Genomic DNA, 12,925 nt, shown 5'->3' with positions numbered 1-12,925 from the left:
ATATTAATGAAAACATTAATTGAAAAAATAAAAGAAACAGAAAACTTTTTAAAAGATAGAGTGGATTTTAAACCAGATATAGGATTAATATTAGGTTCAGGATTGGGAACATTGGCTAATGAAATAGAATCTCCTATAATATTAAAATATGAAGAAATACCTAACTTTCCTATATCTACTGTTGAAGGTCATGAAGGCAAGTTATATTTTGGTTATTTAGAAGGAAAAAAGGTTGTGGCAATGCAAGGAAGATTTCATTATTATGAAGGTTATACAATGAAAGAAGTAACATTTCCAGTAAGAGTTATGAAATCATTAGGCATAGAAATGCTTTTAGTAACTAATGCATGTGGTGGTATGAATAAAGAGCTCTATCCAGGAGCCCTAATGTTAATAGAAGATCATATAAATTTCATGGGCTATAATCCATTAATAGGAACAAATTACAATGAATTGGGACCAAGATTTCCCGATATGTCAAGGGCCTATGATAGTGAATTAATTAGTTTAGCTGAAAGAGTAGCACAAAATTTAGAAATAGAAGTAAAAAAAGGAGTCTATGCAGCAGTTAGTGGTCCATATTACTTCTCAAGAGCTGAACTTAGAATGCTTAGAAATATAGGAGGAGACACTATAGGTATGTCTACCGTTCCAGAGGTTATTGTGGCAAATCATTCTAAAATCAAAGTGTTAGGTATATCATGTATTACTGACATGGCCATTGCAGATGAAATAGAATCCATAAGTCATGAACAAGTAGTAGAGGTTGCCAATAAAACCAGACCTAAATTTATAAAATTAGTGAAAGGAATATTAAATGAGGTGTATTTATAGATGAGAATCTATGATATTATCAAGAAAAAAAGAGATGGATTTTCATTAACTAAATCAGAAATAAATTTTTTTATTAATGGCTACACAAAGGGAAATATAGAAGATTATCAAATCTCATCATTACTAATGGCCATATTTTTAAACAAAATGAATATGGAGGAAACTGCTAATTTAACTGAAGCTATGATAAATTCTGGAGAGCAAGTTGATTTATCTTCTATAGATGGTATAAAAGTAGACAAACATAGCACTGGTGGGGTAGGAGACAAAACAACATTAGTATTAGGACCAATGGTAGCTGCTTGTGGGTTACCTGTAGCTAAAATGTCAGGCAGGGGATTAGGTCACACTGGTGGAACCTTAGATAAACTGGAATCTATTAAAGGATTCAATGTAGCCCTTACAAAAAATGAATTTATAAATAATGTAAATAAAATAAAATTGTCTATATGTGGACAAACTGCTAATATAGCTCCAGCTGACAAAAAATTATACGCATTAAGGGATGTAACTGCGACAGTGGACAATATTTCTTTGATTGCCAGTAGTATCATGAGTAAAAAGCTAGCATCTGGCTCTGACGCAATAGTATTAGATGTTAAAGTTGGTAATGGTGCTTTTATGAAGACCATAGAACAAGCATCTCAATTAGCCAAAGTTATGGTAGAAATAGGTACTCGCATGAATAAAAAAGTGATAGCACTATTATCAAATATGAATCAACCTTTGGGAAAAGCAGTTGGTAATGCCCTTGAGGTTAAAGAAGCAATAGATACCCTTAATAATAATGGTCCAGAAGACTTAGTTAAACTATGCTTAAATTTGGGATCATATTTATTATATCTGGGCGGCATAGTTAACAATATTGATGATGGCAAAAATAAGCTAGCTAAAACATTAAAAGATGGAAGTGCATTGAATAAATTCATTGAAATGGTAAATGCACAAGGTGGAAATGAAGCATGTATAAAAAATACTGGATTGCTTCCTAAAGCTAAATATATAGTAGAATTAAAAAGCCAGGCTTCTGGATACATCAAAAATATGTATGCAGAAGAGATCGGAAAAGCTGCACTAACTTTAGGTGCTGGAAGAGATACAAAAGAAGGGAATATTGATTTGTCAGTAGGAATAGTATTAAATAAAAAAATATCTGACAAAATAAATAAAGGAGAAGTTTTGGCATATGTTCATGGCAATGATATGCTAAATATAGAAAAATCTATCCATATATTAGAAAATGCCATAGATATATCTAAAACATCTATTGAAGAAGAAAAATTGATAATGAGGATTATAGACAAAGATAATATAAAATTATTTTAACTTTTAACAAAATAAGCCTCAATAAACGACTATTTCTAGTTGTTTATTGAGGCTTATTTTTGTTTTTGGACTATAGAATAAGTTAATAATCCTGAGGGAAAGATATTATTAAAAAATAAAGGAAGTGATAACTTGAAAATATTTAACAATAAATATTTTATAATATGTGTTACAATAATTATACTTATGAATATATCCATTGCTAATATTTATGCTATGGAATCTACACCTTTTGAACTAAACTGTAAGTCAGCTATTTTAGTTGATGCTAATACTGGAAAAGTAATTTATGAAAAGGACAGTCATAAAAAATTGGAACCTGCTAGTATAACTAAAGTAATGGTTCTTCTATTAACTATGGAGTCTATTGAACAAGGAAAGATATCTTTACAAGATAAAGTAGTTATAAGCCCATATGCATCTAGTATGGGAGGCAGTCAAGTATATCTTGAACCGAATGGTGTTAACACGGTAGAAGACTTGTTAAAAGCAGTATGTTTAAGATCAGCCAATGATGCTTCTGTGGCATTAGGAGAACATATAGCTGGAAATAATGAATTATTTGTAAAAATGATGAATGACAGAGCAAAGGATTTAAATATGAAAAATACAAATTTCGAAAATCCTACAGGACTGCCCCATGAAAATCATTACACATCTGCATATGATATATCTCTAATGTCTAAGGAACTTTTGAAACATACTATGGTTCATCAATGGCTCACAAAATGGATGGATACAATACATGTTGGAAAAAATAACGATGTGGAACAACAGTTAGTTAATACAAATAGGCTAATAAAAAACTATAAGGGTGCCAATGGAATAAAAACTGGATTCACACAAAGTGCTGGTTACTGCCTTGCTGCCTCTGCAAAACGGGAAAATTTAAATCTAATATCTGTAGTATTAGGATGTGATACTTCAAACAATAGATTTAAAGAATCTATTAAGTTACTTGATTACGGATTTGCAAACTATGAGTCCACACTTATATGCAATAAAGGAGATATTATTAAACAAATACCTATAGAAAAAGGAAAAAAAGAAAAAGTAAATATTTTAGCTAAAGATGATCTATACGTACTAGTAAAAAAAGGAAGCAACAAAAAATTTGATAAAGAAATTATATTGCCAGAATATATCAAGGCTCCTCTTAAATCTAATGATATAATAGGAGAAATGGTGATAAAAGAAAATGAAATATTATTAGGAAAAGTTAATCTTACAATAGATGAAGATATTCCAAAGGCAAATCCCATTGATATGCTAAATAAAATTTATGATAAGTATATTAGTACAAATTAACAGTTGATAAAATAATTAGTAGTTCATATTAAAATAGACACTTTAATTTATTTATGGACTACTAATTATATTTACAAAATTATTGTATTATTAGGGAGATTGTTCAATGGTAAAAAAGATTATAGATTTAGACTCTAGACATATACCAAATAAAATAAAGAAAATTTTAGAAATTATAAATAATATATCTGTCAAATATAATTTTAATGTATATTTAACAGGAGGATTTCCAAGGGATATGCTGTTAAAAAAAGATGTAAATGAATTTGATTTAGATTTTGTTATAGATATCTTCTCCCCAAATATTATTAATGAATTAAACTATATATTAAAGGGACAAGCTAAGATGTTTAAAGATTTCAATACAGTGTCTATTAAAAAGGATAGCATCAATATAGATATTGCTATGGCTAGAAAAGAACTTTACATTGAACCTGGGAAGTTGCCCAGTATAATGAAAGCATCAATAATACAAGATGTATTTAGAAGAGATTTTACAATCAATACATTGTTGATGGATTTTAAAGATATAAAAAGGCCAAAATTGATAGATTATACAGGGGGACTTGAAGATATAAATAAAAAATATATAAGAATTTTACACAAGAACTCTTTTATCGAAGATCCTACTAGATTATATAGAGCCATAAAACTTAAAAATCGATTGGGATTTAAGATTGAATACAATACTGATAAATTGATGTTGAATTCAATAAATCAAAAAAATATAAGGACAGTTAGTATGGATAGATTATTCAATGAAGTGTTGAAAATATTAGAAGAAAAGAATTGTTATGCACCCCTCTTAGAACTTCAATCTTATAATCTATTAGAGTTTATAGATAAAAATTTGTTAAATGAAAAAATTATAGAATGCCTAAAATATTTAGATAAAAACTATAAAAAAATTAAAACAAACTTTTCATTAAATAATTGTAATTATAACAATGTTAAGTTATTATTGTTACTAAATAATGTGAGTTTAAACAGATTGGATTTTATCAAAAACAATATCAGCATAAAAAGGATTAAAACCTCTATAGATTTTTTAATTTATGAATATCCCCACATAGATATGATATTGAATAGAGAAAACTCTAGTAATTATGATATATATAGTGTATTAAATAGTCTAAATGACCCTAGTTTTATAATGTTTTTATTAGTTATAAATAAAGATAAAAAAGGTGTACTAAAAAGAATACAATCATATCTAAATGATCTAAGATATAGAAAAGTCTTTTTGAACGGTAATGACCTTAAAAAACTAGGAATAAAACCTGGTCCTATATATAATATCTTGCTAACTCATGTAAATAAAAAAGTCATTAATTATGGAAATAAAACTAAAAAGGAGCTAATACAAATAATTCAAAAAAAATATAATGAGATTCTGAAGTTTAAATCTGAAAAATAACTTTAAAAAGGAGAAATATACTATGGATATAAATAATTTTATAACATCTAATTTGCTTTTATTGCCCGGCTTATTGATAGCTATAACCTTTCATGAATTAGCTCATGGTTATGCTGCCTATATGATGGGAGACCCTACTGCTAAAAACCAAGGACGACTCACATTAAATCCTATAAAACATATAGATCCTATTGGATTTATGTTACTAATAACTGTGAAATTTGGATGGGCAAAACCCGTTCCTATAAACCCCATATATTTTAAGAAAAGAAAAACAGGTATGATTATAGTCTCTTTGGCAGGACCATTAACTAATTTTGTCTTAGCTATAATCTCAGCTTTTATACTAGCTAGTGGAATATTAACTAATTATATTACTTTTACTATATTTAAAACTATATTAATGTATAATATAGTTTTAGGCATATTTAATCTATTACCATTTCCACCATTAGATGGATCTAAAGTTTTTGCTAGCTTACTACCTACTAAATATGAAGTATATTTCTACAAATATGAAAAATATCTCTATCTAATTTTAATAATTTTATTAATCACAGGATATATGGATTACATTTTATGGCCATTAATCAATATAACCTTTTCTACATTGCTTAAAATTTTAGCTGTATTCTTCTAAAATAAATAATAAAGGAGTTGCAAAATATTGGAATATAAAATTATTTTAGAAAGCTTTGAAGGTCCCTTTGATTTATTATTTCATTTAATTGAAAAAGCTGAAGTTGATATATATGATATACCTATAGCAAAAATTGCTGATCAATATATAGAATATATTGAAAAAATGGACGAGCTAGATTTAGATATAACTAGTGAATTTTTAGTAATGGCTTCTACCCTTGTTGAAATTAAATCTAAAATGCTCTTGCCTAAACAAGAAAAAGAGGGTATTCAATTAGAGTTTGAAGAAACTGATCCTAGAGAAGAGTTAGTACGAAGACTTATGGAATATAAAAAGTATAAAGAGGCTGCTAAGTATTTAAAAGAAAAAGAAGAAATTCAAAAGACAATATTTTATAAACCAAAAGAAGAAATAGATGATTTTGTGGAAGATGGTGATGCCTCTAAATTATTAGAAGGGCTAAAACTATGTGATTTGATAAAGGCCCTTGATAGTGTTATAAAAAGAGTAAATAAAAACAATAAAAAAATAAATATAGAGGAAATAAGAAGAGATGAAATAACTATAGAAGAAGGGATGCATGAAATAACACTTCTTCTTAAAGAAAAAAAACAAGTTGAATTTAATGATTGCTTTAAAGACAATACGTCAAGAGCCAATATCATAGTAATGTTTATATCTATATTAGAGTTAATGAAACTCAAACTAATAAAGATAGTTCAACAAGAAAACTTTGGTAATATATTCATAATGGAAAATACTATATAGATAAAGGAGGATAAAATGGATAATAGAGAGATAAAATCAATAATAGAATCTTTATTATTTATATGGGGAGAACCTTTAGATATAAACGATATTAAGGAAATTTTGAAATTACAAAAAAGGGATATTAAAAAATTAATTGATGAAATGATTGATGAATTTAATTATAATAGAAGAGGGGTACAAATAATTCAAATAGAGGACAAATATCAACTAGCTACTAGATCTGAACACTATGAATTTATAAAAAAATTATGTGCTCCAAAGTCTAATAAAAACCTTTCAAATGCAGCCCTCGAAACCCTTGCAATAATAGCATACAAGCAACCTATAACTAGAGTTGATATAGAAGGAATTAGAGGCGTGAAATGTGATAAATCAATAAATACCTTAATGGAAAAAGAGTTGGTTAAAGAAGTAGGGAGATTGGAAAAAACAGGGAAACCCATTCTTTATGGTACCACGGATTTTTTTATTAAATATTTTGGTTTAAAAAGCCTGGATGAATTACCTTCTATAGAAAAATTTATAGAAGATAATTTTAATACTAAAGAATAAGAAATAACACATAATTATGTGTTATTTCTTGTTTTTTTTGGAAGAATAAATATTAGATATAAATAATAGGAAAACATTTGGAGTGATGGGATGATATATTTAGTTCTAATATTATTTATTCTTGCTATTGTTTTAATATCTCTTTTAAAGATTGAGATTCAATCAAAAGATATTATAAGAGATAAAATAAGTGTACATATATATTTTTTCCATGGTTTAATCAAGTTTAAATACAATTTCAAAATAATTGATATAAATTCTAATGCTGTAAAAATCAGAACAATCTATACTTCAAAAAATAAAGAAAGGAAAGAAAAAAAGAAATACACAATAGAAGAACTTACCAATATGTATCAAAAAATCAAAAGAATAAAAGATACGTTAAATTACATAAAAAAATATGTCCAAGATAAAATTATAATTAAAAAAATACATTGGCATACAAATCTAGCTTTAAGTAATCCTGCTTATACAGCGATAGCATTTGGGATCTTTTCTTCTATAAAGCATTGGATTATAGCATATATTACATTTAAAGACTATATAGTAGATACCTCATTGGATATAGTACCTATATTTAACACACAAGATACAAAAAGCTGTTTTCACTGTATAATTCAAATAAAATTAGTCCATATTATTATTATAATGTTCATGGTATTAAAGGCTAAATTAAAAGGTGGTGAAGTAAATGTCAAATCATCCTATTGAAGGACTTATGACTACAACTATGGAAAATCTTAAAGAAATGGTAGATGTTAATACTATAGTAGGAGATCCAGTTCAATCTCCTGACGGAGTAGTGATTATTCCTATATCAAAAGTATCAATGGGATTTGCATCTGGTGGTGGCCAATACAATGGTCTTAAAACACCAAAAATATCAGAAGATGACAATACAGATTTTCCATTTGGAGGTGGTTCAGGAGCAGGTATGTCAGTTCAGCCTGTAGCTTTTATTGTAGTAGGAAATGATCAAATAAAACTTTTATCATTGGATAATAGTACAAATATATTAAATAATCTCTTTGAGTTAATACCTAAAATCACTTCAAATATGAAGAAAGACAAAAAAACTGATACCAATGTTACGATTGAAAATCAGGAAAATAGTAATTAGCTAGGATTTGATAAATATGAATAAAATATTAAAAAGAATATTATTCACAATTTTTTTAGGGATAATTATTTTTAGTCAAGATACATGTTATAGTATTTCTTTATCGTCAAGGTCTGCTATTTTAATGGAAAGGGATTCGGGAAGAATATTGTATTCTTCCAATAGTAATCAAAAATTACCCATGGCCAGTACTACCAAAATTATGACTGCATTAATAGCTATAGAAAAGGGAAATCTCAATGATTTAGTTACTATTGAACCACAATCTATAGGCATAGAGGGGTCTAGCATATATTTATATGAAGGAGAAAAAATTACCCTTAAAGATTTAATATATGGGCTTATGCTTAGGTCAGGAAATGATGCAGCCATAGCAATAGCTCGACATATTAGTGGAGATACAGATAGCTTTATAAAGTTAATGAATGATAGGGCAAAAGAAATAGGTGCCACGAATACTAATTTTACAAATCCTCATGGGTTACATCATGAAAACCACTATACTACAGCATATGACCTGTCTCTAATTTCAAGAGAAGCCCTTAAGAATGAAATATTTAGAGAAATAGTAAGCACTAAATTATGGACTTCTGATCGGGATAAAAATGAATACTTTTATAATAAAAACAAAACTTTATGGCAATATGATGGTGGTGATGGTGTAAAGATTGGCTATACAACTAAAGCTGGTAGATGTCTAGTTTCAAGTGCCACAAGAAATCGTATGCAGTTAATATCTGTAGTATTAGATGATAGGAATTGGTTTAATGATTGTTATAGAATGTTTGATTACGGTTTTGAACATTATAGGCCAGTAGTAATATTGAGCAAAAATCAATTCATTAGAAATATCTATATTGATAATGAACAAATATTACCTATTATGGTGAAAGAGGAAGTTATTGTACCATTAACCCAGCAAGAAAAAAAAGAGATTACAATTGATGTAAAAATACATGAAAACATTTCTTGTCCAGTATATAAAGGAGATAGGGTAGGATATATAAAAATATATATGGAAAACAAATTTCTAGATAAGGTATATATTGTTGCTGGAAAGACTGTTGAAAAAAAGAACTTCATAGAACGGATGATTGAAAAAATTTATAGTATATCTGCATCTATATAATTCCCCGATTAATTAAATCGAGGAATTTTTTATTATTCCTTAGTAACAAATATATATTATTTTAATATCTTAATAATATATAGAAAAGGAGGGGGACAGATGTCAAAAAAAATAATGGACTGTATTGATGCTGGATCTGATTATTGCCCCTGTTATTTAGCTGAAACAGGCGATTGTATAGTATGTTCACTTATTAGAGGTGATAAATTTTGCAATTGTAATTGGACGGGCACTTGTATATACAATGAATATATGTGGAATGGAGAAAAAGCTAAAAATCTAAGAGGAGAATATATTTGTAAGTTGATAAATAAAGAGAGTTTGGATGAATACACTAAAATTTTAACTATTAAAATTCCCCAAAAAGCATATAATAGTAGGTTTAAAGATATCAGGGAACCTGGAAGCTATGTTTTTATAAGAAATATTAAAGACAACTCCAGCTTTAATGTTCCTATGTCTGTAATGCACGTAGATTCTTCAAAAAATACAATTGAAATAGCATATAGAATTGTAGGAATAAAGACAAAAGCTATTGATAAAATTCAAAACAATTTAATATTAACAGGTCCTTTTAGTAATGCTATTTTAGGTATTAAAAATATAAAAAAACTGTATCAAGGAACTACTTTGTTTTTAGTGCGAGGCATTTCTCAAGCGCCTTCTGTTTTACTGGCTCAAAGACTTATTGAAAAAAATAATAGAATAGTTATTGGTGTAGATAACGGCATTGTAAAACAAATTTTTATGAAAAAATATTTAGATGATAAAGATGTGGCATTTTTTCACTTAGATTATGATAATTATGATAAATCTATATCTCCTATACTAAATAAAATTGAAAAACTTAATTTAATTTTTATAGGAGGTTCTAATAGCTTCAAAGAAAAAATGAAAAATATTATAGAGCGATATAATCTTGATGTTCCCATATTGTATACAAATAATAATAAAATTTGCTGTGGAGAAGGTATTTGTGGAGCATGTATAGTTGAAGATGATAAAGGTAATAAGATAAGGACATGTAAAGCTAACACAAAAGGGGGAGATTTTGTTGATTAATGTTATAGTAGTTGGAGGTGGTTGGTCGGGATGCGCAGCTGCAATCAGTGCTAAAAAGGCAGGGGCTCAAGTTTCTATTTTTGAAAGAACTGATATGTTATTAGGTCTTGGTAATGTTGGCGGTATAATGAGAAATAATGGAAGATATACTGCTGCTGAAGAATCAATACATTTAGGATCAAAAGAATTATTCAATATAACTGACAGTTGTAGTAGACATAAAAATATAGATTTCCCTGGACATGATCACGCATGGCTATATGATGTTACTAAAATTGAGCCAAAAGTAAGGAAACTTTTGGCCGATATGGGAATAAAGATTTTTTTGAATGCTAGGATAGTAGATGTAGATACTAACAACAATAAAATAAATAATATCGTGCTTTATAATGGTAATACTATAGAAGGCGATGTATTTATAGATACCACTGGTTCTACAGGCCCTATGGGCAACTGCACTAAATATGGAAATGGTTGCTCTATGTGTATATTAAGGTGTCCTACTTTTGGTCCTAGAGTTAGTATAAGTCAAAAGGCAGGAGTAGTAGATTTGGTTGGTAAACGAAAAGATGGAACCTATGGTGCATTTAGTGGTTCATGTAAATTAAATAAAGACTCTTTAAGTGAAGAGTTAAGAAATTTATTAAATGAAAAAGGAGTAGCTATTCTTCCAGTACCTGAAGAAGATATTAATATAGATAAACTAAACTTAAAGGTTTGTGAACAATATGCATTAAAAGAATTTGCAAAAAATATAATCCTTCTGGATACAGGACACGCAAAATTGATGACTCCTTTTTATCCCTTAGAAAAGCTTAGAAAGATTAAAGGGTTAGAAAATGCTAGGTTTGAAGACCCTTATTCTGGGGGCATAGGAAACTCTATAAGATATCTATCTATTGCACCTAGAACTAATACAATGAAGGTAACAGGTATAAAAAATCTATTTTGTGCAGGAGAAAAATCTGGACTCTTTGTAGGGCATACAGAGGCAATCGTTACTGGTTCGCTAGCTGGACATAATAGTATTAGACATGTATTGGGCAAAAAATTGTTGACCTTACCAAGGGAATTATGTACTGGAGATTTAATAGCCTTTGGAAATGAAATGATAAGTACTGAAGATGGAATAAAGAATAGATATACATTTGCTGGTTCTAAGTATTTTGAGAGAATGAAAGAAAAAGGATTGTATATTATAGAAAGTAAAGAAATCAAAAATAAAATCTGTAATTTAGGGTTATACAATATATACAATAAAAAGATTTAAAAATATATAAGTTAGTAGTTAGTAGTTCGTAGTCGATGGTAGAAATCCTATGGATTTCTTCATTGAACTAATAACTACTAACCGTTAACTACTAACTTTCTTTAAGATTAGTAACTATTTTTATAACTTTGTCATTGGCCTAAGGGACTATACTATTTCTCTTAGAGATTCCTAAATATAAATCGATTGACAATCATATGATATTAATATATCTTAATTAGTAGTATGCAAATGAAAAAGGAGTGTTTCTGTTGAGACTTCAAAAATATATGGCTAAATGTGGAGTAGCTTCAAGAAGAAAATCTGAAAATATAATATTAGAAGGTAGAGTAAAGGTTAATGGTAAAACTATCACTGAATTAGGTATAAAAGTAGATCCTGATAAAGATGTAGTCATATTAGATAATAAGATAATTAGAATGGAAAAAAATAATGTATATATTATCATTAATAAACCAGAAGGCTACGTCACAACAGTTTCAGACCAGTTTAATAGACCAACAGTTATAGATCTCATTAGAAGTATAGATGAAAGGATATATCCAGTAGGAAGATTGGATTATGACACTTCAGGCCTATTAATTTTAACTAATGACGGTAACCTTACATATAAATTGACCCATCCTAAGCATGAAATAAATAAAGAATATATTGCTAAAATTAAAGGAATACCTAATAATAAAAGTCTAAATGAATTTAGAAATGGCTTGAAAATCGAAGACTATGTTACATCAAAAGCAAATATAGAAATCATTGAAACTTATAGACAAAATTCTCAGGTAAAAATAATTATTCATGAAGGAAAAAATAGACAAGTAAGAAAGATGTGTGGAAAAATAGGACATCCAGTTATAAAATTAAAAAGAGTAGCAATAGGAGATTTGAATATAGACAAGATGAAAACAGGAGAATGGAGATTTTTGACATCAAAAGAAGTTGAATATTTGAAAAACTTATAATTGTCAATATTTAAAATACCTCGGATATCAATATCCGAGGTATAAAATAATCTAGTATAAATATATTTATTTTTTATAACTTAATCACAGATATTTATTACAATACATTTACAAATATTGAAACAGCACTGTGCATTAGGACAATCGCCAAAATCACAAGTAGGTGCCCAACCACCTTCTAAGTTTGATAATTCCTTTATATCTTCAGCATTTTTAGAGGTAATGTAAAAAAATGTGTGCTTTTGTGAAAAAAATTACTCCTTTCTGGCAATAATTAGAATAATAATTAAACCAGAAAGGAGTTTTGTTATGAGTACATTACCAAAAGAAGTTTTAAGAGATATGATTAAAGGGGGAAATTTAAAAACATCAGATGATCTCCATTCATTCCTTAAAGAAATGTTTAAGGATGCTCTACAGGAAATGCTTGAGGCTGAGTTAGATATAGAACTAGGATATGACAAAGGAGATAAGAAAAACAAAAGAACTAATAACCGAAGAAATGGTCACACACAAAAGAATCTAAAAACAAAG

At 28.1% G+C, this 12,925-nt stretch carries 14 protein-coding genes; all 14 read left to right on the top strand.

What is annotated here, in order from left to right; translation table 11 throughout:
• Positions 1–6: 6 nt before the first annotated feature.
• Positions 7–834 carry a purine-nucleoside phosphorylase gene (locus Q326_RS18745; RefSeq protein ID WP_026894082.1) on the top strand — a complete coding sequence of 276 codons (828 nt, stop codon included), beginning with the start codon at positions 7–9 and terminating at the stop codon, positions 832–834.
• Positions 835–2,160, top strand: a complete 1,326-nt coding sequence (locus tag Q326_RS18740; RefSeq protein ID WP_026894081.1) for a pyrimidine-nucleoside phosphorylase — start codon at positions 835–837, stop codon at positions 2,158–2,160.
• Positions 2,161–2,292: 132 nt separating this feature from the next.
• The gene (locus Q326_RS0103280; RefSeq protein WP_034600961.1) at positions 2,293–3,468 is read left to right on the top strand and encodes a D-alanyl-D-alanine carboxypeptidase family protein; all 1,176 of its coding nucleotides are present in this window, start codon (positions 2,293–2,295) and stop codon (positions 3,466–3,468) included.
• A 106-nt stretch (positions 3,469–3,574) separates the two neighbouring features.
• Positions 3,575–4,885 carry a tRNA nucleotidyltransferase/poly(A) polymerase-related protein gene (locus Q326_RS0103275; protein WP_026894079.1) on the top strand — a complete coding sequence of 437 codons (1,311 nt, stop codon included), beginning with the start codon at positions 3,575–3,577 and terminating at the stop codon, positions 4,883–4,885.
• Between the two features lie 22 nt (positions 4,886–4,907).
• Positions 4,908–5,525 carry a site-2 protease family protein gene (locus Q326_RS0103270; RefSeq protein WP_051531052.1) on the top strand — a complete coding sequence of 206 codons (618 nt, stop codon included), beginning with the start codon at positions 4,908–4,910 and terminating at the stop codon, positions 5,523–5,525.
• Positions 5,526–5,552: 27 nt separating this feature from the next.
• Positions 5,553–6,296 (top strand): segregation and condensation protein A, encoded by a 744-nt coding sequence (locus tag Q326_RS0103265; protein WP_026894077.1) that lies wholly within the window; start codon positions 5,553–5,555, stop codon positions 6,294–6,296.
• A 15-nt stretch (positions 6,297–6,311) separates the two neighbouring features.
• Complete coding sequence (gene scpB, locus Q326_RS0103260) at positions 6,312–6,851, top strand: SMC-Scp complex subunit ScpB (RefSeq protein WP_026894076.1); 540 nt, start codon at positions 6,312–6,314, stop codon at positions 6,849–6,851.
• Positions 6,852–6,941: 90 nt separating this feature from the next.
• Complete coding sequence (locus Q326_RS0103255) at positions 6,942–7,562, top strand: hypothetical protein (RefSeq protein ID WP_026894075.1); 621 nt, start codon at positions 6,942–6,944, stop codon at positions 7,560–7,562.
• A complete protein-coding gene (ytfJ, locus tag Q326_RS16495) occupies positions 7,543–7,971 on the top strand; it encodes a GerW family sporulation protein (protein ID WP_034600959.1) in 429 nt (142 codons plus the stop codon). Before Q326_RS0103255 ends, ytfJ begins: the two co-directional genes overlap by 20 nt.
• Positions 7,972–7,987: 16 nt before the next feature.
• Positions 7,988–9,100 carry a D-alanyl-D-alanine carboxypeptidase family protein gene (locus Q326_RS0103245; protein ID WP_026894074.1) on the top strand — a complete coding sequence of 371 codons (1,113 nt, stop codon included), beginning with the start codon at positions 7,988–7,990 and terminating at the stop codon, positions 9,098–9,100.
• A gap of 99 nt (positions 9,101–9,199) precedes the next feature.
• Complete coding sequence (locus tag Q326_RS0103240) at positions 9,200–10,162, top strand: sulfide/dihydroorotate dehydrogenase-like FAD/NAD-binding protein (RefSeq protein WP_026894073.1); 963 nt, start codon at positions 9,200–9,202, stop codon at positions 10,160–10,162.
• The gene (locus Q326_RS0103235) at positions 10,155–11,432 is read left to right on the top strand and encodes an FAD-dependent oxidoreductase (protein ID WP_250160295.1); all 1,278 of its coding nucleotides are present in this window, start codon (positions 10,155–10,157) and stop codon (positions 11,430–11,432) included. The genes Q326_RS0103240 and Q326_RS0103235 overlap by 8 nt, the downstream gene beginning before the upstream one ends.
• 242 nt (positions 11,433–11,674) lie before the next feature.
• Positions 11,675–12,391 carry a pseudouridine synthase gene (locus tag Q326_RS0103230; RefSeq protein WP_347876185.1) on the top strand — a complete coding sequence of 239 codons (717 nt, stop codon included), beginning with the start codon at positions 11,675–11,677 and terminating at the stop codon, positions 12,389–12,391.
• Between the two features lie 309 nt (positions 12,392–12,700).
• A partial coding sequence (locus Q326_RS0103225) for a transposase (protein WP_026894070.1) occupies positions 12,701–12,925 on the top strand: 225 nt, incomplete at its 3' end.

The organism is Clostridiisalibacter paucivorans DSM 22131 (assembly GCF_000620125.1).
GTDB classification, from domain to species: Bacteria; Bacillota; Clostridia; order Tissierellales; family Clostridiisalibacteraceae; genus Clostridiisalibacter; species Clostridiisalibacter paucivorans.
Note: the sequence above shows the minus strand (reverse complement) of the source record. Positions and strands in the feature narration are given on the sequence as shown.